The sequence below is a fragment of the Flammeovirga pacifica genome, from assembly GCF_000807855.2.
Classification (GTDB): domain Bacteria; phylum Bacteroidota; class Bacteroidia; order Cytophagales; family Flammeovirgaceae; genus Flammeovirga; species Flammeovirga pacifica.
Genome location: NZ_JRYR02000001.1, coordinates 2,912,155 through 2,934,466, shown reverse-complemented (window position 1 = coordinate 2,934,466; position 22,312 = coordinate 2,912,155). Strand labels below are relative to the sequence as shown.

Sequence of the window (22,312 nt, the reverse complement as noted above, 5' to 3'; positions counted from 1 at the left end):
AAAATTAAACCCTTAAATTTTTCCAAGCAAGAATGTTTTGACAACATCTAACGCAATGTCGAAATTTCTATCATTTCTTACGATAATATCTACATTTTCCTTGTGTGGTTTGATGTAATTCTCGTAAGCAGGCATCACATGATTTTCATATCTGTAAAGAACGTCATTGATATCATACCCTCTTTCTACATTATCTCTTTTGATTCTTCGGCTTAATTTTAGGTGAGCTTTAGCTTCGATAAATAATTTTAAATCGATCATTTCAAAAACTCTTGGGTCATGAAATACGAAGATTCCTTCAAGGATAATTACTTTTTTAGGCACAAATGTCAACATCTTAGGAGTGGCATTGGCGTTATTGAAAGTATATTCTTCAATTTCAACAGACTCACCTTTTTTTAACTTAGAAATATCTTGGAAGAATTTTTCTAAATCAATGGAATAAGGAGTATCAAAGTTTTTTATTCCTTTAGCATCTTCTGGTTGCTTATCTTTATCTATATAGTAGTTGTCTTGAGAAACAGTACAAACATTTTCTTTACCAATAAGCTTCGTTAAGTTTTTGATAAAAGTGGTTTTACCAGACCCACTTCCTCCTGTGATACCGACAATAAAAGGTAGTTCCATTGTATTTTTTAAGTGATTAAAGGTCAAAAATAAGGATTAGATCACAATAAAAGTGCAATCCTTAAATTTCATTAAATAAAAAACACTAATAAGATAGTTGGTTAATCTCTATTAACCAACCATGATCTTTGAAGTTAGATCTATTGAGTAAGTAAAAATACCTACTTATGGGTATTGAGGTCAAAGCTCTTTTGTGATACTTTTGTGTAGACTATGATTCTTTACTTACAATGAATAAGTTTTTCCACAACGGAAAACGTTACTGACTGTGTATCACGACAATTTGATTAACAAAACTATCAAGACAATAGGGGAAGCCATTTGGTTTCCTTTTTTGTTTAAGTCTTTATTTATCATTAAATTAAGACAACACCACTAACATTACTATGAAAGCCAACGTATCAAAAATGATGTTGTTGGGTATGCTACTTTTAATTTTATCACCAACAACACATCAAGTAAAAGCCCAGGGTGCTCAAGCTCATTTAAAGAACCTAGTTTTCGAAAATGAGAAAGATAATTATGTTCAAATCCCTTTTGAATTGATTAATAACCTTATGATAATATCTGTGGTAATTAACTCGTCTGATTCATTGAAATTAATCTTTGACTCCGGAGTTACTTATCCAATTATTAGTGATCCTGCTATTATATCGTCTCTTCAATTCGATAAAAAGAAAATCAGAAAGGTTAACCTTAAAGGATGGGGTGAAAAAAAAGGCATAATAGCGTTTCATTCTTGGGGTAATACCCTCAAATTAGAGGGTGTTATTGGGTTGAATCAGGATATTATTTATACTAATCAGGATGTGCTTATGCTATCAAAAAACCTGGGGATGCATGTTCATGGATTAATAGGAGCAACAATATTTAATCACTTTTGTGTTCATATTGATTATATCCAAAAGAAAATCACTTTATATGATCAAGAATTTTATGATGCAAAAAGAAGGAGGAAATTTCAAAAAAGATATGATGTATTTCCACTAGAAGTAGATAGAAATAGAAGTTATATTGTATCAACGGCTAAAAAGAATGAAGAAGAAACCTCTTATAAATTAAAGTTATTAGTAGATACGGGAGCAAGTCATGCATTGTCAATATTAGAAAAAGAGAATAGCCCAATGAGGGCTTCAGTTAAGGCAATAAGAGATCATTTAGGCGTAGGAATCAATGGAGATTTATACGGGAAAGTAAATCGTTTAGATCTTTGGAAAATGGGTGAATTTATTATTGATGACCCCATAGTAAAGTTTCCTGATTTAGATAATAATCATTTAAAACTCATGGGAGAGGATAGGCACGGGAGTATTGGATCTGAGATATTACGTCGTTTTTCTGTAGTAATTGATTATAAAAATCAAGAAATTCTCCTCAAAAAAAATCGAACTTTTAAACAAGAATTTCAATATAACTACGTAGGCCTAGATTTTATTAAACCATATCCTAGTTTGCCATTTTATGAAGTATCTCAAATAAGAGAGTATTCTCCAGCGTTTAAAGCTGGAATAAAAAAAGGCGACAGGTTAATTCGTATTAATGGGACGTCAGTCAACGCATTAAGTATGCAAGAAGTAAGAAAATTGTTTAGAGGTAAAGATGGCAAAAAACTCTCTTTAGGAATTTTGGATTATCAAGGTGTAAGTAAGAAACTAGTTTTAACATTAGAAGACCCCTTTAAGCTATCATCTAATGATTAATATAAATGTTTGATTTCTTTAAATCCATAATGTTTCACTTCTTTTTTATCCGTCATAATAGATAAACAGCCCGTAGGATTTACTCCAATTATATGCCCATAAAATCGTCTACTTACTTCATTTGGTATATTTTCTTCAAAATAGCCTTCTTCTTGATACCAAAATAAATGATCGTAATACCGCCTCTTTAGAATATCAATTTTGTTCTCCTTAAGTTGTTGATAACGTTTCTCTAAATTCTCTAATAGGTTCTCGGCAACAGATCTTAAATTGTATTTTTTATTGCTCAATTGAAACAAAGAAGTCGCAGGGAAGTTCCCAATAAAAGCTTCTTGATTGATATTTAAACCTATACCAATCACAGAATGTGAAATCGTTTTTCCGATGATATAATTTTCTATTAAGATTCCTCCAACTTTCTTATTATTGATGATTAAATCGTTGGGCCACTTAATTTTTATGTCAACTCCAGAGATTAGTTTAGATAAAGTGTCAAATACTGCCAAAGAAACTGCTATATTTAAATTAAACTGATGCTGAGCTTCAAGAAATTGAGGATGAATGACAAATGAAAGCGTGATATTATGATCAGGAGTACATTCCCATGTATTTCCTCTTTGTCCTCTTCCATTCGTTTGATCAGAGGTCACTACAACGGTCCCTTCATCTAATTGATTTTTAGAAATAAGGGTATTAATATGGTCGTTTGTTGAATGACAAGACGGCACATATATGACAGTTTTACCGATAATAGACGTATTGGCAGAAATTTTATACAACTATTTATTACTTTTGATTAGAATTGACCTATAATATCAACATCAATAAAATGAGTATTGATTTTGCAGTGCAATTATAACAAGAAAGATTAGAATAATAACAAATTGAATTTCGAGTTGATCGAAATTAAGAAAATATTAAGGGTAATCCTTAAATAAAGAATATGAGTAAAAAAACGGTAAATGTAGAGGAGTTAGCTCATTTAGTAGCTAAAGGGATGCAAGAGAAGAAGGCCTTAAACATTGAAATATTAGATTTAAGAAAAGTAAAGAATGCAGTAACAGATTTCTTCGTAATTTGTACGGCATCTTCTGATACTCAATTAGACGCTGTAAAAGATAGTATCGAAAAAGAAATAAAAGACACCGCTGGTGAAAAACCTTTTGCTACTGAAGGAAATGGTTCAGATGGTTGGGCATTATTAGATTATATTACAGTCGTTGCACATGTTTTTCTTCCTAAAAAGAGAGAGTTCTATGCTTTAGAAGAACTTTGGGGAGATGCAAAGGTAATTAAACTACCAACAGAATAAGAAAATAATAAACACTTAAGATCATAGTTTTCGAATGGATCAAAACAAAAGGAATACTCCTAAAAACCCAATGCCTAAGGGTAATAATTACCAACTATGGATTTTACTATCATTAATATTAGTAGTCTTAGGCTTGGCTTATTTTAGTAATAAGAGTGGGGCTACAGAAACTACAAACATTAATGAATTTAAAGTAATGCTACAAGACGGCGATGTTGAAAAAGTCGTTGTTGTTAATAATGAATGGGCAGAAATTTACCTGTCTAACGAGGCATTAAAGAAAAGTAAGTACAAAAAGCTACAACAAGAAAGAAGCCCTTTAAGTGTTGTAAAACGTGATCCTAATTACCGTTTTATGATTACCTCTGGAGAAGCATTCGAGAAAAAAGTAGATGAACTTCAAAAAGATTTTCCTGAAAATAAAAAGGTAGAATTTGAAGTGACTAAAAAAGAAAGCTTTACTACATGGTTTATGAGTTCTGGTTTCCTTTTAGTTTTACTGTTCGGTTTCTGGTTCTTAATGAGAAGAATGGCTTCAGGCGGTGCCGGTGGTCAAATCTTTAATATTGGGAAATCAAAAGCTCAAATGTTTGATGCTAACCACATGAAGGTAACCTTCAAAGATGTGGCAGGCTTAGATGAAGCAAAAGAAGAGGTAGAAGAAATTGTTGATTTCTTGAAAAACTCTAAAAAATATACTGACCTAGGTGGTAAAATTCCTAAAGGTGTTTTATTAGTAGGCCCTCCGGGTACAGGTAAAACATTATTGGCAAAAGCAGTGGCAGGTGAAGCAGGAGTACCTTTCTTCTCTATGTCAGGTTCTGATTTTGTTGAAATGTTTGTAGGTGTAGGTGCGGCTCGTGTTCGTGACTTATTCAAGCAAGCAAAAGAAAAGGCTCCTTGTATTATCTTTATTGACGAAATCGATGCTATCGGTCGTTCAAGAGGTAAAGGATCAATGCCAGGTTCAAATGATGAGAGAGAAAATACATTGAACTCCCTTCTTGTGGAGATGGATGGTTTTGGTACAGATTCAGGAGTAATTATTCTTGCTGCGACTAACCGCCCAGATGTATTGGATAATGCCTTAATGAGAGCTGGTCGTTTTGATCGTCAGATCTCAGTAGACAAGCCAGATATTAATGGTAGAGAGCAAATCTTTAAAGTTCACTTAAACCCGATCAAAGTATCGAAAAATGTAAACGCTAAAGAATTGGCTACTCAAACTCCAGGATTTGCTGGTGCTGAACTTGCTAACGTTTGTAATGAAGCTGCTTTGATTGCTGCTAGAAATAACAAACAAGCAGTTGAGATGGACGATTTCATGGCTGCTATTGACCGTGTTATTGGTGGTTTAGAGAAAAAGAACAAAATCATCTCTAAAGAAGAGAAGAAAATTGTTGCTTACCATGAAGCAGGTCATGCAGTAACAGGTTGGTTCTTAGAACATGCTAACCCGTTAGTGAAAGTAAGTATTGTACCTCGTGGTGTTGCAGCGTTAGGATATGCTCAGTACCTTCCAAAAGAACAATACTTAAATACTACTGAAGAAATGATGGACGAAATTTGTATGACTTTAGGCGGTCGTGCAGCAGAGGAAATTATTTTTGGTAGAATCTCTACAGGAGCTTTAAGTGATTTGGAGAGAACAACAAAAATGGCTTACAGTATGGTGTCTATTTATGGTATGAACGATCAAATTGGTCACATATCATTCTATGACCCTAACAGAAGCGAATATAGTTCAAGACCATATTCTGAAGCTTTAGCTGAAAAGATTGATGATGAAGTGAAGAAGCTTATTGAAAAAGCTTACCAAAGAACACTTGGTTTATTAAGAGAACATGGTGATGCACTAGAAGCTTTAGCACAACAACTTTTAGAAAAAGAAGTGTTATATCAATCAGATTTAGTGAAATTAATTGGTGAGAGACCTTTCGACAAGAAAACAATTTACCAAGAATTTACTGAGGTAGCTGAAGAGAATAAAGCAGAAGTAGAAGCTAAGCAATTAGCAGAGAAAGCTGACGAAGCTTCTGTTGAAGCAAAAAAAGAAGATACAGAACAAAAGCCAGATACAACTGAAGAAGTTTAAGCTTTGTCTTAAAGTATAATTTGTTTGTGATAAAGATCAACAGACATAGAATAGAGGGTTGCAGAAATGTAACCCTCTTTTTTTGTAGTGGTGAAAATCACTTTTTATCTATGAAATTATATGTTACTTGCATTTGTGTAATTGAACTAGCTAAACTAATTGCCTGAATTCAAAAAAAATAAATTACAGTTTTATATAGCTTAACAGCTTTTGAATAGTTCAGGTCATTTAATTCAATAGAAATGAATAAGATTATTAATCAAAGAATTGAAGTCATAGATGTACTTCGAGGCTATGCTGTAATGGCCATTATGTTAATTCATAACATAGAACATTTTAATTATTATCACTATCCAGATAAATCCATCAATCCGGAATGGTTAAACACATTGAATGCAGAGGTATTTCATTGGATGTTTTTCTTTTTCGGTGGGAAAACCTATTCCATCTTTGCATTACTTTTTGGCTTTACGTTCTTCTTAATGTTCCAAAAACAAAAGGATAAGGGGATTGATTTTGGACCTAGATGGTTATGGAGGTTATTTTTATTATTGTTTTTTGCTCAATTTAATGCAGCATTTTTTCCAGGTGAAGTATTGTTACTGTACTCATTTTGTGGAATTATTCTATATGTTGTAAGAAAGTGGAATAATAAAGCATTACTTATTGCCTCTATTTTCTTTTTGATTCAACCTTTTGAAATTGCTCAATATTTATATGCTCTTATTACTCCTGAATACAAGGTGGGAGTGCAATATTTCGTGCCATTATGGAAGTCTTCTATGGATATAGTAAAGAATGGAACTTTCTTGGAAACAGTTTGGGGTAATCTTACTTATGGTCAAGGTTTTTCTTTATTGTGGGCAATAGAAAATGGCAGGGCAGAACAAACCTTAGGGTTGTTTATTCTAGGCTTTTGGATAGGGAAAAAAGGATACTTTAAGGAAGGAAATATTAAAACGTGGAAAAAGGTATTCATTGTGTCCTTTGTGATGATGATAGGCTTTCTTTATTTGAAGGATATTTATTTAAATAAAGAACAGGCTGATGTTATTAGAAGAACCCTTGGAGTCATGTTTGATATGTGGTGGAAGTTAAGTTTTACCTTTATATGGATATCTCTGATAGTTTTACTGTATCAATTTGATATCGTGAAAAAAATGACTGGAGCCATTAGAACTTATGGAAGAATGAGTTTGACAAATTATATCACTCAATCAATTTTTGGCGGTATTATTTACTTTGGATATGGTTTTCATCTTGCCGATACCTGTGGTGTTGCTTTTAGTTTATTGATAGGGTTTGTATTTCTATTTGCTCAAATGATTTTTTGCCATTTCTGGTTGAAAAATTTTAAACAGGGTCCTTTTGAAATGCTTTGGCATAAATGGACTTGGAAACTTGATCTTCAAAAAAAGTATAAATCTGATGATAATCAAGAGAGACATAATTTGAAATCACTTTAAATAATACAATTTGTTTAAACAAAAGTTGATATCGTTGTGATATTTGATAAAAATATCATTTATTGCATGATTAACATATTTTGTTTAAACAAATACTTACTTCTTTAGTGATGTCGATAGAAAAAGATATAAATCAGAAAAACTTTAAAGATTCTTATCAAAAAGCATATATCAATTTAATGTTTACCAATAATTGGATGTTAAATCAGACAAAATCTTGGTTTAAAGAACATGGAGTTACACATCAGCAATATAATGTACTTCGTATATTAAGAGGTGCTCATCCTAGCTGTATGAACCCTGGGAGCATTAAAGAAGTAATGATTGATAAAAGCCCTGATCTGACACGTTTAATTGATCGTCTTATTGAAAAAAAATATGTTCAAAGAGAAACGTGTGGTAGTAATCGTAGAAAAGTGGATGTGATTATTACTGAAGAAGGATTAGAAAAACTGAAGCAGCTAGATCCATTAGAAAATCAGATGAAGGATATGTTTAATAGTCTGACAAATGAAGAGGCCGAAAAGCTAAGTGATCTGTTAGATAGGTTAAGAGGTTCTATTGCTTAAGAAGATATTATAATTAGAGCTTGTTATTTCAATGATATTGCAATGACAGGCTCTTTTAGTATGAATTGACCACTAAACGTTTTGTAACTCTCTTATTGCCGTTTAAAACAGAAATAAAGTACAATCCTTCAGATACCTCAACTTTAGGTTTGTATTTAAATTGAACTTTAGAATTATCTACCGATAAATCCATTCTGTAAATTAAATTTCCAATCGTGTTATATAAAAGTACTTGAACAGGAAAAGAACGATCGATTCCTTCGATTTCCATGGCTACATTGATTTCAGAATTTTCTGCAATTACAGGGTTGGGTAAGATCTTCAAACTTAAAGTTTGTGCACTAGGGTTAGTCTTTGTAGGTGTTGGAATTTTAGTTGAACTAGCAAAAGAACTAGTTGTCATAAAAATTCCTAAAACTAATAGTAGGTTAATGGTAAGAACAAAAGCACTTGTTCTTATCAGTATATTTTTTTCATATTTCATGGTATTATTTCAGTAAAGGTGTTCTATAGGCAGTTTAATTTTGTGTTATCTATAATATCTGAAAAAAAGTTGTCTTTATCAAGATATAAAAAAAGCCAACACATTTCTGTGTCGGCTTTGTGATCCCGCTGGGGCTCGAACCCAGGACCCTCTCCTTAAAAGGGAGATGCTCTACCAACTGAGCTACGGAATCTAATATTTTAGGATAGCTAATCTTTGTGCTCACGATTGGACTCGAACCAACACGGGATTTCTCCCACCACCCCCTCAAGATGGCGTGTCTACCAATTTCACCACGTGAGCTTCCTTGTGATCCCGCTGGGGCTCGAACCCAGGACCCTCTCCTTAAAAGGGAGATGCTCTACCAACTGAGCTACGGAATCATCGTTTTTTCAAACGAAGTTATTTTAAAAGTGATCCCGCTGGGGCTCGAACCCAGGGCCCTCTCCTTAAAAGGGAGATGCTCTACCAACTGAGCTACCGAATCATCGTTTTTTCAAACGAAGTTATTTTAAAGGTGATCCCGCTGGGGCTCGAACCCAGGACCCTCTCCTTAAAACGGAGATGCTCTACCAACTGAGCTACGGAATCATCGTTTTTTCAAACGAAGTGATTTTAAAAGTGATCCCGCTGGGGCTCGAACCCAGGGCCCTCTCCTTAAAAGGGAGATGCTCTACCAACTGAGCTACCGAATCATCGTTTTTTCAAACGAAGTTATTTTAAAGGTGATCCCGCTGGGGCTCGAACCCAGGACCCTCTCCTTAAAACGGAGATGCTCTACCAACTGAGCTACGGAATCATCGTTTTTTGAAACGAAGTTATTTTAAAAGTGATCCCGCTGGGGCTCGAACCCAGGACCCTCTCCTTAAAAGGGAGATGCTCTACCAACTGAGCTACGGAATCATAATTTTTCTAAAAGATCTGCATTAATTCATTAAAATTAAAAACGACCTATTAAATTTGAAAAGCTCGTTTAGCTTTCCTTTTTTGCGAGTGCAAATGTAGAATGATTTTCAACGTCAAGCAAATAATGAGATTTATTTTATCCTTAATAAGTTTATATTTACTGACTTTCAGTCAGTTAGGATTTTGTTTTTCGCCGCTAGAAGCGAAAATTTCTGAAGCAGACTCTCTTTTTGAGTCTCAACAATACATCGATGCTTATAATTTGTACGATGATCTTTTAAGTAATGATGGTGCCTATTCATCTAGAATGTTGTTAAGAATGTCTTTTATTCAAGAAGGGCAGAATAATTATTCTAAAGCACTTTACTATTTAAATCTTCAATATCGATTAACAGCAGACCGTCAGACATTGAATAAAATGTCTAAAATTGCAGAAGAAAATAACCTTGTTGGTTATCAATATTCCGACAAAGAGTTTTTTGTCTCACTGTTTAACAATTTACAAGAAATTATTGCAATTGTTTTGATCACCCTCATAACAATATGCCTTGTGATTATGTTCATTCGAAAGAAACAAAACTTGTCAATTACAACATTAACTTTTTTTGTTACTGTTTTTTGTGGTATTGGATTGTGGGCTTACAACGGAGGAATCCAAAGGGCACAAGCTATTGTTAAGAATAATGGTGCTTTGCTCATGGAAGAACCGTCTGCAGGTGGTAGGAAGCTCGGAGTAGTTGTTCAGGGCGAGAGATTAAAAATTGAAAGCGATAATGATATTTGGTATAAAGTAAAACTTCCTAATGAAGCAGAAGGCTACATTAGGAAGGGAAGGGTTTTAGAGGTAAAATAATTGTGAGGTTACAGTTTATTGATACTGACTAACCATTTATCACTATCCTCGAAATAAAGTTTTCTTACTTCAACCGTCATTTCGTTTTGTTCACCCATATTGTTCACAACAGTATGGGTTTCTTTTTTATGTATTTTTTGCCATTCCTCAGCTTCGATAAAAGTAGGAATGATTTCTTTAATATGGAGTTGTTTGATTTCATCTTCAGAGTATCCTGAAAATTCTAACATAGACTGACTACCAAAGTAAATATCACCTTCGCTTTCAACAATAAGTAATCTTCCTGCTGTAGAATCTACAACCTCATTTAAAAGCTTCTTTGTTGACTCCGTTTCTCTCCTTTCTCGCACTAGTTGTTCTTGGGTGGCCTGAAGTTCCTCCATATTCTGCTTCATTTCCTCCTCATTTGTTCGTAATTCGTCTGTTAGACGTTTACTATCATTGTAGAGCTTACTTACGTTAGAAGTGTTTTCTGAAGTAACTACGGAAGTGGCTATAGCCCCACCAATTTCGTTTAACAACTGCAGTGCTTTATTTTCTAAAGGTCTGAAAGAAGCAAGTTCTAAAATCACTTCAACAACACCATGAGATTTAAAAGGAAAAATGGTTATTGCAGTAGGAGGAGCGTCTCCTAATCCAGAGCGAATATTGATATAATTTTCAGGGATTTCATTGAGATAAATAGGTTCTCCTTCTTGCCATATTTCTCCAATTAATCCTTCTCCTTGTTTGATTTTTAATCCTTCCTCTTCTTTGTAGCTATCAAAAGCATAAAGTGAAGTCAATTCTAAGTATTCTCTCCCTGTTACAGTATCTTTTTTATGGATATAAAAAGAAGCATGAGTACAGTGCATAAACCTACTTAATTCTTTTACTAAAGCATGGCCTAGTTCAACTGCATTACCACTGTGAATACGGATAATTTTATTAAGTTTTGCGAGTCCTTCGTTGACCCATTCTCTTTCACTTCTTTCTTCAGAGTTCTGTTTTAAACGATTTTTTGTTTCGATTAAAGATTGAATGAAGGGATCACTCTTGTAACGATCTTTGTCGTTTATTTTAAAATCAACATCATAATTTCCTTTACTAAATTCCATTACGTAGAGGGAAATGTCTTCTAATTTTTGACGCATACTCATAAGTGAAGCACGCATTTTTGTCATTTCTTTTGTACCTCTAGAATTAAATTGCACATTCAAATTACCTGCAGCAATCAAGTTTCCTTTTTCTGATAATTCTTCTAAAGGTTTGATAATTAGGTTGTTTAGTAGGAGAGCGTTCACAAATACAACAATGCATATTAAAATGATAGCAATTAAAATAAATCGGATGAGTTGATATTCTATCTCTTCAGAATCGTTGACATAGGCTTTTACTAAATCTTGATTTACTTTAAGCATAGCCGCAGAGTTTTTCTCAAGATAGGTTAAGCTATTTCTTACCGTAACATTCTCTTCTTCGAATCGAGTTAATAATCCAATACTATCAGAAAGGTATAAATCAACATCAATATCCATGTTGAAAGAATAATTTGAAGTGTTGAGAGGTTCTTCTAGTATAGTTCTCACATTGTTTCTAAATGGCTTCCAAACTTCTTCAATACGTTCAATATTATCATCAACTCTATCACTAGCAGGACGAATTTTTTTACTTTCCATTTCTGGAACAGATCCTCCATGTTTCATCACTAAAAGAGAACCATCGTAGAGGTTTAATGCATTTTCTAAATCATCTTTAGAAGCTTGATCTCCAGTGTTAACATAAATGTTGGCTAAAAGAACTATTCGTTGGGAAAGCATTGCATTTCTTGCAGAGACATCTACTTCTAGACTTTCGTTGGTATATAAACCTACCAATGTAAGTACTGTAAATAGTACTGCCCCTATAACAATACCGCCCACCCAAAAGATGAGCTGTTTGATAGAAAATTGCTTAAAATATTTCTCGATCATTATATTTTATCTCCACTAAAGGAGGTCTTTTTAAAAAGTGTGAGGATCAACTAGAGGAATAACGTTCTAATTCATCAAATTGATACTTTTGAATAGATATAATTAGGCGTAAAATGTGTGCCAAAATTGAAGTTATCTTTTTAAAAACAAAAAAAGAGCTTGATAGAAGGAAAACTAATTCCATCATCAAGCTCTTTTTCAAAAAAGTGTATATAGGTAAATCTAATTGATTTATTCTTCGGTTGCAGGTTTTTTGTCTGATACAATACCAACACAAAAAGCACCTATGATTAGTAGAACACCAGCAAAAGTAAGTAAACCTACGGTATTGCCATCAAAGAAAGAAGTAGCGATAGCACCTCCAAAAAGACCGGCAAAAATTTGAGGACCAGCAATAGTTACATTGAAAATACCCATATATAATCCCATTTTATCGGCAGGTAGGTTTTCTGCTAAAATACTAAACGGCATTGCTAAAATAGCCGCCCAAGCCATACCTACACCAACCATTGGGATTAATAAAGTATACTGATCATGAATAAAGCTAATACTAGCTAAGCCAATACCTCCGCAAATTAATGCACCTGAATAAATAGCCTTTCTGTTAAAGGTTTTAATTAATATAGGCATGGCAATAGAAAATAAAGCAGCTGCTAGACTGTAAGCAGCAAACATAATTCCTACCCAATCACCAGCTTCATTGTAAGCTTTCGATGTCGTATCAGTCGTACCCCAAATATGTTGTGCAATTGCAGGAGTTGAATATACCCACATAAAATATAAAGCTACCCATGAGCACAATTGCACTGCGGCTAATTGTATCATCACTTTAGGAGACTTAATTAATGTATCAATAAATGAGTCTTTAGGTTTTGCTAAACTTTCTTCATCAGATTGGGCCGAAACATCAATATTATTATACTCTGCATATTCTTTGGGTGGATATTCTTTTGTTCTAAAAGCTGTCCAAAGTACGGTGAGTATTAGAGTTGCACCACCAATATAAAATGACCAAACGGTAGAGTCAGCAACTTTTTGTCCAGCAGCAGTATCAGGTTCGTTAGAAACACCCCATGCTGTTAGTATGAAAGGCAAGGCAGAACCAACTACTGCTCCAGTGTTGATTAAAAATGATTGTACTGAATAGCCTAAATCTCTTTGTTTATCGTTGACCATATCACCCACTAAGGCTCTAAATGGCTGGAAGGTAATATTGAAAGAGGCATCCATAATAAGAAGCATAATAGCCCCAAAAATCATTGGAGGTAGGAAGGCAACAAATATTTCGGAGTTAGGCATTAAGAACATGGCTAAAGTGGCCATGATCGCACCACCTACTATGTAGGGGATTCTACGTCCTAATCGATTCCAAGTAAAGTCAGACGCACCGCCAATTATAGGTTGAATAATAATACCTGCAATGGGAGCTGCTAACCAAAAGTATCCTAGGTGATGTACATCTGCACCAAGTGCTTGTAAAATCCTACTCACATTACCATTTTGTAAAGCGAATCCAAATTGTACTCCAAGGAAACCAAAACTTAGGTTCCAAATTTGCCAAAAGGATAAATTGGGTTTAGGGGTTTTGTTTGACATATAAGTTATCTTCTTTGATTTAATTTCATACTTAGTAGATTGTATATTTTAATCTACTGTGATAGCAAATATAAAAATGTAAAAGAAACAATTATGATAACTTTGGTTATGATTTTCAACTTTTACAATAAATTTTTATTGCAATCGGTTGTGAAATGTATTCATTACTCGATGTAAATTGATAATGAATTTAATATATCAAGCAAGGATTAAAAGTGGTATCGAATAGGAGATCCTGATAAAAGAAAAAGTCTCTACCTTTTGATGAAGATAGAGACTTTTATCTATTAAAATAATGCTTAAGCACTCTCTGGTTGCTTGTTTTTACATTTGCTAGGATCTTTTCCACAGTAGCTACAAGACTTACCTTCTGGATTTAGAAATGGGCTTTGAGATGCACATGTACCTTCAAATTTTCCATCTTTCTTGAAGATCAGTTTAACTGACATCAAAATAAAGAATAGACCAAATATGCCTACACCTAATAAGATAGTTTCCATATTTATATAGTTATATGTCTGAAATAGACGGTGTAATATTTTCTTGTTATCACAAATGTAATGAATTGTTTGAGGGAAATAATGATAATTAGGAGATAATCATCAGTTCTTACTAACAAATTAACAAATGTTCATGTGTTTTTTTGTTCTGACAAAACCATTGTCATTTTTGCCTACTCTAATTTAGGTAAGGTGATATGATATTTTATGGCGAGAATCCTAATACCAATGACCGTAAAAACACTGGACCAAGTCGTAATATTTACAGGAAGATTTAGATAGGTAAGCAAAACAAATATAAGTCCACCCACTATACATGCAGTTGCATATATTTCTTCTCTAAAAATTAAAGGAACCTCGTTACAAAGGGTATCTCGTATTACTCCTCCTAATACTGCTGTAAATGTTCCCATTACAATACAAATAGCGGGAGAAATACCCATTAACGCTGCTTTTTCTACACCAATAAAGGTGAAAACACCTAGTCCTAGGGTATCAAATAGAAATAATGTGGTGCGTAATCTGGCTACGATTTTTTTAAACAAGACGGTACATGCAACAGCTCCAGAAATGACTAATAGATAATTTGTATCCATCGTCCAGAATACTGGTGTGCTACCTAAAATGGTATCTCTTACAGTACCACCACCAACAGCAGTGACACTTGCGACAAATAGAGCACCAAAAATATCGAATTTCTTTTCTGATGCAGCTAAAGCACCTGAAATAGCAAAAACAAATGTTCCTACTAAATCAAGAAAATAGATTAAAGACATGGATTGAATCGTTATTTAGATAAAATGCCTGACACTTTATGGTAGACCATTTCTGGAGTAACTCCTTCTAAGCAAGCATAGTCCTCACGGAAACACGGCTTATTTCCAAAAACAGAACAAGGTCGACATGTTAATTCATTTGTAGAAATTTCGACAATATTATTAAGGTCCTGACCATACCCCATGAATCCAGCATAATGATGGGTTGCTCCCCAAACAGAAACTACTGGAGTTCCTCGTAGTGAAGACATATGCATATTTGCAGAATCCATACTTACCATTACATCAAGATGCTCGATAATGTCTAATTCTTCTTTTAATTTAATTTTTCCAGCTAAGTTGATACTCCCTGGTACTTTTTCAACACATTGATCAAGAAGCTCAGATTCTTTCCCAGGTCCTCCAAAGAAGATTACTTTAGCATTTTCTTTTTCTTGTAAGAGTTGTGCTAAAGCAACTGCTTTTTCTTCTCCCCAAGCTTTTCCCTTATGTTGTGCAAAAGGAGCAATACCTATCCAAGATTGATCTTTACCTCCTAATAATTCTAGTTCGGCTAAATTAAGGGCATCAGATATTTTTTCTGGAAGCTGATTAGGAAGTTCAACCGATAAACCAATTTTTCTAAAAACATCAGCATATCTCTCAGGCATAGCTTTTAAAGGCTGCATCACTTTACCTTTACTTTTGATAAGTTGCTTTTTACCTTTTCTTCCTTTATCAATTCTTACCACTTTAGTACCTGATGTTTGAAATAAAGCATCAAGAATAAACGTTCTAAGTACTGAATGAATATCAGCAACGGCTAAAAAAGGGCCCTGAGCTTGAAGTGTTTTATATAATTTCCTTAATCCTTTAAACCCATTATGTTCTCCATTTAAATCTGCTCCAAAGAAAGTTAGCCTTGGAATATTATCGAAAAAAGGTTTTAGAAACGGACGAGAAACCATGACTATTTCTGTGTCAGGATTTTGTCTTAAAACTTCTTTAAGTACTGGGACAGTCATTGCGACATCGCCCATGGCAGAAAATCTAAATGCAAGTATTTTTTTCGACATGATTAGAATTAGGAGTATTGAAAGGGATAAAATTAAGGATTTATATTAGATGCCAAAAAAAAAAAAGTTGTTTCCATATACTAAGAGCAATATGGAAACAACTTTTACCAGAAACACCAAGTGTTTCATTTACTTTAAAAGGAAGGATTATTTACCCTCTTTGTAGAGTACAGGGTTCAATGAAGGATCGTTATACATTTTCATTTGTTTGTATACCTTCATGTATTTTTTACCTGCTTCAATATCTTGAACTAATTCTTCGATTGCAGTAGATAAATCTACTCTTTGCTCTAAAAGAATATTTAATTTAGTCTGACAAGCTTTTTTGTGTTCAGCAGATGCGTTTTCACGATTAGCTTCTTCTTGCATATGATAAATTTTCAGCGCAAGAATAGATAAACGGTCAATAGCCCATGCAGGTGATTCTGTATTGATGCTTGCACCTTCTATAGTGTTTACACCCTCATACTTTGTCAAAAACCAGCTATCAATATATTCAACAACATCAGTTCTTTCCTGATTGGAAGCATCAATTCTTCTTTTGATTTTTAAAGCTTCGTCAGGATTAATTTCTGGATCACGGATAATATCCTCTAAGTGCCATTGCACAGTATCAATCCAGTTTTTTAAATACAAAAGGTGTTGGATATCTTCCTTCTCAAATGGGTTTTCGATAGGAGTATCTACATGGTCTTTTATATGATATGTATCGATGCTTTGAGCAAAGATTTTATTACAATTTTCTGTAAACTGCATAGATGCTTTTATTTGTTATCTATAATTTTTCACAAAGATATAAAAATGCATTAAGCATTCATCATTCTTTGTCTGTTCGCTTCGAAAATGATGACGCCAGCAGCAACACCTACATTAAGTGAACTTACTTTTCCTATCATTGGAATCTTGGCTAACTTATCAGAAATCTGTATCAATTCGCTATTGATACCGTCTTCTTCAGAACCCATAATAATTGCTGTAGGGCCTTCTAAGTCGATGTAATAAACATCTTTAGAACCTTTTTCTGTACAAGACACTAACTGTAATCCAGCTTCTTGAATTTCGATAACTGTTTGTGTAAGGTTATCTACTCTTGCTACAGGAATATGATTTAACGCTCCAGCAGATGTTCTAACAGCATCACTACCAATTTGAGCGGAACCTTTTTTAGGAATAACAATAAGGTTTACGCCTGCACATTCTGCTGTTCTTGCAATTGCACCAAAGTTTCTAACATCAGTTACTCTGTCAAGAACTAATACTAAAGGTACTTTACCTTCTTCGTATGCAGTAGCAATTACATTTTGAGGGTCTACATAATTAATTGCAGGTACAAAACCAATAACACCTTGATGGTTCTTAGAAGTAATACGTTGTAATTTTTCTTGAGGAACACGAGAAACAACAATACCGGCTCTTGTAGCCATTTTGTGAATTTCCGCTATAGATTCATTAGAAGAATCTCTTTGGATAAATAATTTCTCAAATTGTTTTCCTGCTTCTAAAGCTTCAAAGATCGGCTGAATACCATACATGATATCATCAGCATTTGTTTTTGGACGTGGAGATCTTTGGTAATGTTTCTTTTTATTATCGTACATAATGTTGTAATGAACTTGGATTTGAACCAAGTACATAACTCTTATCGCACGAGGTTCCACCTGCAAAGGTAATGGAAGAATTTAACATGTGATTAGAATAGTTGTAAACTTCTCATAATCATTTTAGAATAACCCCAATTTTTTTAAAAATGATTTGATTTTCATTTTTATGTGATAAGGGTAAAAGGCATTAAATTTTCTCAAGGATTCGGTTGTTAGTAAGTAATTCTTTATAGAGGAATATTCATTATTTACGTTTTGATTATTCTTATTAGTCCATTGAAATAAAGATTGTACATAATTATTTCCATTGACTAATGTAAAGCCATGTTTTAACATTAGATTTTGAATGGATGTAAGCGTAAAATGATAAGTGTGTGCATTTTGAAAATACTTCAATATATTTCCTTCATAATTTCTATGTATTTCTTTAATGCCAGGTACTTCAATGTAAACATAACCATTCGAAACAAGTTTCTTTTTTATATTTTCAATTTCAGAATCAAGGTCAAGTACATGTTCCATAACATGAGAGTAGATGATCAAATTGAATTTATCTTGAACTTTAATATCATTTAAAAAACCAAATTCAAGATCTAAGTTATGATTGTCTTTGCCATAAGATAGATATTCCTCTCCTAAGTCACACCCTTTAACTTTATGTCCTCTTTCATCAAATACTTTTAATATTCCACCGGCTCCACAACCTACTTCTAATATAGATGATGTGTGATCGATTTTGATAATAGATTTTTGTATAAAATTGTAAATCCGTTGTCCTTGAAGTTTCTGGTTATCAAAAAATATTTTTGAAGCTTTAGCTTCTCCAACATAAAGTTTTCTATATTCAATGTTATAAAACTCAGAATAAGATTTTTGAGTCATTCTTGGAGATGTATATACTAAACCACAACTTTTACATAGATTGGTGTAAAACTTAAGCCCATAACGATCTTTCTCTCCGATGGACTCATACTCATCGCTATTGCAAATTGCACATTTTACTTTTTCAAAATCATATATTTGGTTATTAACCTTTTCTTCAACCTGAATTTTCATTTCAAGTTGTGTATGATTTAGTGTTATTTCAGGTATAGTATTATACTCTAATCTTTTTAATAGCATATGAAGTATTTTATGAGATACTTCAATTTATAAGCAAAGAATAAATAATACTAACAATTATCTTTTTTGATATGAAAATTATTAATTATCATGATCACAACTTTCAAATCCTTCTGTAGAACGACTATTAGAAGAATCTTCAGTATACGTGTTTTCAATATCGGTTAAATGAAATAACTCATCAAAATAGTATTCCCAAATTTCATTATTTTTTTTCTCTAAACTAGGTACCCCCCAATTAGTTGAGGTCATAATAGAGTTTCTATAAAATTCCCCATGATATTTTAATTTTCCATTCCCTCTATGATGATAACCTAACAGTGCATGCCCGAACTCATGTGCTAGTGTAGATAACATCGATGCATTATTTCCATCTTGAAACTCTTTCCAATTTTTAGATGCTTTATTAATAATCACATCACTAGTCATTGGGTTACCTTTCCCATTAATACCATGATATTCTTTGGTGTGAATAGTTACTTTTTTATTCTTGAAGAAAACATCTCTCTTAGTAGCTTCTTTAAAATAATAGTCCACAAGAGGTTTTAATTCTAATGCCTCCTGATCTTGATAAACAACTTCAACTTCATCAGCAGGTACATGTTCATCTAATAATACACATGATTGTAAAGCAATGAACAATGAGAGAATTAATAGTGAGTGAGTTTTCATGGTATTGAATTATAGTGTTTCTATATATCAATACTGATAATCACCACCTTTCATTGCTTTTGTTAATGCTTGTTGAGTTAATGTGATTTAACAAAATTTATAATTTATCACAAAAGTCAATGATTAATCGATAAGCCGGTTGGAAGTCGCTAAGTGGTAAAGGTGTTTTGTCGTTAACGTCATGATAATGAGTCCATGATTTTCCCATCAAATAGAAAAAGAAAGAGGGGACACCTGCTTCAGAAAAGAAATAATGATCAGAATTAGCAGCTTTACCTCTTGATTGAATTTTTGATAAATAATTACCAGCCGTATTCAAAGAATCTAACATTTGATATTCTTCTTTGAAAACTTTACCATTTACTGCCATCATACCATCTTCTCCTGTACCGAACAAATCTAAGTTGATTAAAAACTTAATCTTGTCTAAGGGGACGATGGGGTTTTCAACATAAAATTTGGAGCCAACCAAACCAGCTTCCTCCCCACCAAAACCAATAAAGACAACGGTCTTCTTTGGGGGATGAGTTGAATAGTGTTTTGCTATTGCTAACATCATAGCTACGCCAGAGGCATTATCATTAGCACCAGCAAAGAAGGTTTTTTTTCCAATTCCTCCTAAATGATCATAGTGTGCAGTAATAAAAAGATATTCATCAGGAGTTTCTGTACCTTTTATATATCCAATTACATTTTGAGACTGATAATAAGGTTTCATAAGGGCTAGAATATCAAAACTTACATTTTGATTCTCTCTTGTCAGCTTATCCTTTAATACATAAAATTTAGGCTGAGGGGTTTGATTTTGAGCTACCCCAAAAGTGAGTTTTCCATCAAATAAAATAACCGTAGCAACGGCTTCCATCATTTTGGGCATCAATAATCTCCCCCAACTCATTCGGTTTCGTTCATGTTTTTGCTCGTAAACGAGAACTAACCCAGATAAATCTTTTTTTAGAAACTCTTGTTGAGCAGCTTTATCGTTAAATAATTCATCTTTCAAAAAATGGATTTTTCCTGATGCTTTACCAGATCCACTATCTGGCGCAGGAAGTACATCTTTTCCAATTTCTAAAGCATTCTTATCTACTTTGAAAGAAACCTCTTGAGGGAAAGAGTTTACATTAAAAGAAAAATCTTGAAAGTAATTGTCATTGTTGAATGCATGAAGCCCTAGTGAAGAGTATTTCATTTGAATATAGTGTGCAGCTTTTTGATCACCATTCTTCACATATCCTCTACCAAAGAACTTTTTACTACAGAGGTCATCAATATTTTGTTTAACCTCAGTCATGTCTTGACCTATACACGATAGGGAAGAAATAAACATTATGAATATCAAAAAGTTTAATTTATACGTAAACATATTGCCTTGGTTTTAAAAAATATAAAAATTACCTCACCATAAATTTAATTTTTATAATCATAATTCTTAATTTATTACTACCAAAAACATTAAATCATTAGGTCATTATCCATAAATAATAAATAAACAAGATTACTGACCTATAATTCACCTACTAACTATTTTAAACACATGGTACAAGATATTTTTGAAACACAAAAGATGATCGAAGATTCGGTCAGGAAGTTTGGCGAGAAAAATATAGCACCTTACAGAGACCAATGGGACGACGACGAACATTTTCCAGTAGACCTTTTTCATAAAATGGGAGAGCTAGGCCTTATGGGAGTACTAGTACCAGAAATGTATGGAGGGTCTGGCTTTGGTTATCACGCCTATGTTGCTGCAATAGCAGAATTGGCTTATTTCGATCCTGGTATTGCATTGTCTATGGCAGCTCATAATTCTTTATGTACAAATCATATTTTAATGTTTGGAGACGAAGCTCAAAAACAAATGTGGCTACCCAAATTGGCCTCAGGAGAGTGGATTGGAGCTTGGGGCTTAACAGAGCCTAATACGGGATCTGATGCAGGGAATATGATGACAGTTGCAGAAGAAAAAGAAGACCATTGGGTATTGAACGGATCCAAAAATTTTATTACTCATGGAAAAAGTGGGGACATTGCTGTGGTTATGGCAAGAACAGGGGATAAAGGAGACAAGCATGCCATGACTGCTTTCGTTGTTGAAAGAGGAACACCTGGTTTTGAAGGAGGACGAAAAGAAAAAAAGTTAGGAATGCGTTCTTCTGAAACTACTGAAATGATATTTACCGATTGTAAGATTCCTAAACAGAATATCTTAGGTAAGGTAGGAGATGGTTTTGTTCAAGCCTTAAAAATATTAGACGGAGGAAGAATATCAATTGCAGCTCTAGGTTATGGTATTGCTAAAGGAGCTTTGAAATGTTCTATTGATTATGCTCAAGAACGTGAGCAATTTGGAAAGCCTATCGCTCATTTCCAGGGGATTTCTTTTAAATTGGCAGATATGGCAACAGAAGTAGAAGCCTCTTATTTGTTGATTAAAGAAGCCATAGAAAAGAAAAATAGAGGTGAAGACATCAATAAAATTTCTGCAATGGCAAAATACTATGCTTCAGAGGTGGCTGTAAGAACCTCAAATGAGGCTGTTCAAATATTTGGGGGGTATGGATTTACAAAAGATTATCCCGTTGAAAAATACTATAGAGATAGTAAGCTTTGTACAATTGGCGAAGGAACGTCAGAAATACAAAAATTAGTGATAAGTAGATGCTTATTAAGATAAAAAAAGGGTGATCGTTTTAAAACGATCACCCTTTTCATAATTTCTTTTTTTAGAATTCTAATTCATCTTTTGGCATGACTAAGGCCATGACTAGATAGATTAAACCAGGAGAACCAACTCCAACAAACAAAGAAATAACAAACCCTAAACGTACAAGTGTAGGATCAATGTTAAAATACTTTGCTACTCCTGAACATACACCGGTTAAAATTCCAGTCCTTGGTGATTTTACTAATTTCTTATGCATAGTTAATGTTATTAATATAGTTATTTGACACTTATGTAAATATACGTGAATTCCATAAAAAAGGATACACTAGAATAAGCAGTTACACCAAAAATAATCAAT

At 33.4% G+C, this 22,312-nt stretch carries 21 protein-coding genes and 8 tRNA genes; 7 read left to right on the top strand and 22 right to left on the bottom strand.

The features are described from left to right. Positions 1-12 precede the first annotated feature (12 nt). Positions 13-627, bottom strand: coding sequence for a uridine kinase (gene udk / locus NH26_RS11445; protein ID WP_044224246.1), 615 nt, complete (start codon positions 625-627; stop codon positions 13-15). Positions 628-1,013: 386 nt separating this feature from the next. Here udk and NH26_RS11440 point away from each other — a divergent pair, with 386 nt between their 5' ends. Then, positions 1,014-2,327 carry a PDZ domain-containing protein gene (locus tag NH26_RS11440; RefSeq protein WP_044224248.1) on the top strand — a complete coding sequence of 438 codons (1,314 nt, stop codon included), beginning with the start codon at positions 1,014-1,016 and terminating at the stop codon, positions 2,325-2,327. Here the strand turns inward: NH26_RS11440 and NH26_RS11435 are convergent. After that, positions 2,324-3,106, bottom strand: coding sequence for a biotin--[acetyl-CoA-carboxylase] ligase (locus NH26_RS11435; RefSeq protein WP_044224251.1), 783 nt, complete (start codon positions 3,104-3,106; stop codon positions 2,324-2,326). The genes NH26_RS11440 and NH26_RS11435 overlap by 4 nt on opposite strands. Positions 3,107-3,270: 164 nt before the next feature. On the opposite strand from NH26_RS11435, the gene rsfS reads away from it, so the two are divergent. The 4 genes from rsfS (at position 3,271) to NH26_RS11415 (ending at position 7,769) form a co-directional block, all read left to right on the top strand. Next, complete coding sequence (gene rsfS / locus NH26_RS11430) at positions 3,271-3,639, top strand: ribosome silencing factor (RefSeq protein ID WP_044224253.1); 369 nt, start codon at positions 3,271-3,273, stop codon at positions 3,637-3,639. 34 nt (positions 3,640-3,673) lie between these two features. Further along, positions 3,674-5,734: an ATP-dependent zinc metalloprotease FtsH gene (ftsH, locus tag NH26_RS11425; RefSeq protein WP_044224255.1), complete on the top strand. Its 2,061-nt coding sequence runs from the start codon at positions 3,674-3,676 to the stop codon at positions 5,732-5,734. A 242-nt stretch (positions 5,735-5,976) separates the two neighbouring features. Beyond that, positions 5,977-7,200 (top strand): DUF418 domain-containing protein, encoded by a 1,224-nt coding sequence (locus NH26_RS11420; protein WP_044224257.1) that lies wholly within the window; start codon positions 5,977-5,979, stop codon positions 7,198-7,200. A 110-nt stretch (positions 7,201-7,310) separates the two neighbouring features. Further along, complete coding sequence (locus NH26_RS11415; RefSeq protein ID WP_044224259.1) at positions 7,311-7,769, top strand: MarR family winged helix-turn-helix transcriptional regulator; 459 nt, start codon at positions 7,311-7,313, stop codon at positions 7,767-7,769. A 55-nt stretch (positions 7,770-7,824) separates the two neighbouring features. On the opposite strand, the gene NH26_RS11410 is transcribed toward NH26_RS11415, so the two are convergent. The 9 genes from NH26_RS11410 to NH26_RS11370 all read right to left on the bottom strand — a co-directional run bounded on the left by NH26_RS11410 (position 7,825) and on the right by NH26_RS11370 (position 9,156). Beyond that, positions 7,825-8,253: a T9SS type A sorting domain-containing protein gene (locus tag NH26_RS11410; RefSeq protein ID WP_044224262.1), complete on the bottom strand. Its 429-nt coding sequence runs from the start codon at positions 8,251-8,253 to the stop codon at positions 7,825-7,827. A 120-nt stretch (positions 8,254-8,373) separates the two neighbouring features. After that, positions 8,374-8,446 (bottom strand) — tRNA-Lys (locus NH26_RS11405). A gap of 26 nt (positions 8,447-8,472) precedes the next feature. Next, positions 8,473-8,556 (bottom strand) — tRNA-Leu (locus NH26_RS11400). Positions 8,557-8,563: 7 nt separating this feature from the next. Further along, positions 8,564-8,636: transfer RNA gene (locus NH26_RS11395), tRNA-Lys, on the bottom strand. A 31-nt stretch (positions 8,637-8,667) separates the two neighbouring features. Further along, positions 8,668-8,740 (bottom strand) — tRNA-Lys (locus NH26_RS11390). A 31-nt stretch (positions 8,741-8,771) separates the two neighbouring features. Further along, a tRNA-Lys gene (locus NH26_RS11385) sits at positions 8,772-8,844 on the bottom strand. Between the two features lie 31 nt (positions 8,845-8,875). After that, positions 8,876-8,948, bottom strand: a tRNA-Lys gene (locus tag NH26_RS11380). 31 nt (positions 8,949-8,979) lie between these two features. After that, positions 8,980-9,052 (bottom strand) — tRNA-Lys (locus NH26_RS11375). A 31-nt stretch (positions 9,053-9,083) separates the two neighbouring features. Further along, positions 9,084-9,156 (bottom strand) — tRNA-Lys (locus tag NH26_RS11370). Between the two features lie 127 nt (positions 9,157-9,283). Here NH26_RS11370 and NH26_RS11365 point away from each other — a divergent pair. Beyond that, complete coding sequence (locus NH26_RS11365; protein ID WP_158021931.1) at positions 9,284-10,012, top strand: SH3 domain-containing protein; 729 nt, start codon at positions 9,284-9,286, stop codon at positions 10,010-10,012. An 8-nt stretch (positions 10,013-10,020) separates the two neighbouring features. Here NH26_RS11365 and NH26_RS11360 read toward each other — a convergent pair whose 3' ends face one another. The 10 genes from NH26_RS11360 to NH26_RS11315 all read right to left on the bottom strand — a co-directional run bounded on the left by NH26_RS11360 (position 10,021) and on the right by NH26_RS11315 (position 20,580). After that, positions 10,021-11,964 carry a GAF domain-containing protein gene (locus tag NH26_RS11360; RefSeq protein WP_044223105.1) on the bottom strand — a complete coding sequence of 648 codons (1,944 nt, stop codon included), beginning with the start codon at positions 11,962-11,964 and terminating at the stop codon, positions 10,021-10,023. A gap of 231 nt (positions 11,965-12,195) precedes the next feature. After that, complete coding sequence (locus NH26_RS11355; protein WP_044223101.1) at positions 12,196-13,560, bottom strand: MFS transporter; 1,365 nt, start codon at positions 13,558-13,560, stop codon at positions 12,196-12,198. A gap of 299 nt (positions 13,561-13,859) precedes the next feature. Continuing rightward, complete coding sequence (locus NH26_RS11350) at positions 13,860-14,060, bottom strand: hypothetical protein (RefSeq protein WP_044223097.1); 201 nt, start codon at positions 14,058-14,060, stop codon at positions 13,860-13,862. Positions 14,061-14,233: 173 nt separating this feature from the next. Next, positions 14,234-14,836 carry a trimeric intracellular cation channel family protein gene (locus tag NH26_RS11345; RefSeq protein WP_044223095.1) on the bottom strand — a complete coding sequence of 201 codons (603 nt, stop codon included), beginning with the start codon at positions 14,834-14,836 and terminating at the stop codon, positions 14,234-14,236. 11 nt (positions 14,837-14,847) lie between these two features. After that, positions 14,848-15,891, bottom strand: a complete 1,044-nt coding sequence (locus NH26_RS11340; protein ID WP_044223092.1) for a glycosyltransferase family 9 protein — start codon at positions 15,889-15,891, stop codon at positions 14,848-14,850. A gap of 147 nt (positions 15,892-16,038) precedes the next feature. Further along, positions 16,039-16,647, bottom strand: a complete 609-nt coding sequence (locus NH26_RS11335; protein WP_044223089.1) for a DUF4254 domain-containing protein — start codon at positions 16,645-16,647, stop codon at positions 16,039-16,041. Between the two features lie 50 nt (positions 16,648-16,697). Then, positions 16,698-17,489, bottom strand: coding sequence for a 23S rRNA (guanosine(2251)-2'-O)-methyltransferase RlmB (gene rlmB, locus NH26_RS11330; RefSeq protein ID WP_044223210.1), 792 nt, complete (start codon positions 17,487-17,489; stop codon positions 16,698-16,700). A gap of 123 nt (positions 17,490-17,612) precedes the next feature. After that, a complete protein-coding gene (locus NH26_RS11325) occupies positions 17,613-18,614 on the bottom strand; it encodes a class I SAM-dependent methyltransferase (RefSeq protein ID WP_044223086.1) in 1,002 nt (333 codons plus the stop codon). An 81-nt stretch (positions 18,615-18,695) separates the two neighbouring features. After that, positions 18,696-19,286: a hypothetical protein gene (locus NH26_RS11320; protein WP_044223083.1), complete on the bottom strand. Its 591-nt coding sequence runs from the start codon at positions 19,284-19,286 to the stop codon at positions 18,696-18,698. 97 nt (positions 19,287-19,383) lie between these two features. After that, complete coding sequence (locus NH26_RS11315) at positions 19,384-20,580, bottom strand: M28 family metallopeptidase (protein ID WP_052431989.1); 1,197 nt, start codon at positions 20,578-20,580, stop codon at positions 19,384-19,386. Positions 20,581-20,823: 243 nt separating this feature from the next. Here NH26_RS11315 and NH26_RS11310 point away from each other — a divergent pair, with 243 nt between their 5' ends. Continuing rightward, positions 20,824-21,963 (top strand): acyl-CoA dehydrogenase family protein, encoded by a 1,140-nt coding sequence (locus NH26_RS11310; protein ID WP_044223077.1) that lies wholly within the window; start codon positions 20,824-20,826, stop codon positions 21,961-21,963. Between the two features lie 49 nt (positions 21,964-22,012). Here NH26_RS11310 and NH26_RS11305 read toward each other — a convergent pair whose 3' ends face one another. Further along, entirely contained in the window at positions 22,013-22,210 is a 198-nt protein-coding gene (locus NH26_RS11305; RefSeq protein WP_044223072.1) for a PspC domain-containing protein, read from the bottom strand. Positions 22,211-22,312: the final 102 nt, after the last annotated feature.

Excerpts from the sequence above, each read along its gene's own strand:
- udk (WP_044224246.1), bottom strand. The coding sequence starts at position 627 with ATGGAACTACCTTTTATTGTCGGTATCACAGGAGGAAGTGGGTCTGGT.
- NH26_RS11440 (WP_044224248.1), top strand. The coding sequence starts at position 1,014 with ATGAAAGCCAACGTATCAAAAATGATGTTGTTGGGTATGCTACTTTTA.
- rsfS (WP_044224253.1), top strand. The coding sequence starts at position 3,271 with ATGAGTAAAAAAACGGTAAATGTAGAGGAGTTAGCTCATTTAGTAGCT.
- ftsH (WP_044224255.1), top strand. The coding sequence starts at position 3,674 with ATGGATCAAAACAAAAGGAATACTCCTAAAAACCCAATGCCTAAGGGT.
- NH26_RS11420 (WP_044224257.1), top strand. The coding sequence starts at position 5,977 with ATGAATAAGATTATTAATCAAAGAATTGAAGTCATAGATGTACTTCGA.
- NH26_RS11415 (WP_044224259.1), top strand. The coding sequence starts at position 7,311 with ATGTCGATAGAAAAAGATATAAATCAGAAAAACTTTAAAGATTCTTAT.
- NH26_RS11410 (WP_044224262.1), bottom strand. The coding sequence starts at position 8,253 with ATGAAATATGAAAAAAATATACTGATAAGAACAAGTGCTTTTGTTCTT.
- NH26_RS11365 (WP_158021931.1), top strand. The coding sequence starts at position 9,284 with ATGAGATTTATTTTATCCTTAATAAGTTTATATTTACTGACTTTCAGT.
- NH26_RS11360 (WP_044223105.1), bottom strand. The coding sequence starts at position 11,964 with ATGATCGAGAAATATTTTAAGCAATTTTCTATCAAACAGCTCATCTTT.
- NH26_RS11355 (WP_044223101.1), bottom strand. The coding sequence starts at position 13,560 with ATGTCAAACAAAACCCCTAAACCCAATTTATCCTTTTGGCAAATTTGG.
- NH26_RS11350 (WP_044223097.1), bottom strand. The coding sequence starts at position 14,060 with ATGGAAACTATCTTATTAGGTGTAGGCATATTTGGTCTATTCTTTATT.
- NH26_RS11345 (WP_044223095.1), bottom strand. The coding sequence starts at position 14,836 with ATGTCTTTAATCTATTTTCTTGATTTAGTAGGAACATTTGTTTTTGCT.
- NH26_RS11340 (WP_044223092.1), bottom strand. The coding sequence starts at position 15,891 with ATGTCGAAAAAAATACTTGCATTTAGATTTTCTGCCATGGGCGATGTC.
- NH26_RS11335 (WP_044223089.1), bottom strand. The coding sequence starts at position 16,647 with ATGCAGTTTACAGAAAATTGTAATAAAATCTTTGCTCAAAGCATCGAT.
- rlmB (WP_044223210.1), bottom strand. The coding sequence starts at position 17,489 with ATGTACGATAATAAAAAGAAACATTACCAAAGATCTCCACGTCCAAAA.
- NH26_RS11325 (WP_044223086.1), bottom strand. The coding sequence starts at position 18,614 with ATGCTATTAAAAAGATTAGAGTATAATACTATACCTGAAATAACACTA.
- NH26_RS11320 (WP_044223083.1), bottom strand. The coding sequence starts at position 19,286 with ATGAAAACTCACTCACTATTAATTCTCTCATTGTTCATTGCTTTACAA.
- NH26_RS11315 (WP_052431989.1), bottom strand. The coding sequence starts at position 20,580 with ATGACTGAGGTTAAACAAAATATTGATGACCTCTGTAGTAAAAAGTTC.
- NH26_RS11310 (WP_044223077.1), top strand. The coding sequence starts at position 20,824 with ATGGTACAAGATATTTTTGAAACACAAAAGATGATCGAAGATTCGGTC.
- NH26_RS11305 (WP_044223072.1), bottom strand. The coding sequence starts at position 22,210 with ATGCATAAGAAATTAGTAAAATCACCAAGGACTGGAATTTTAACCGGT.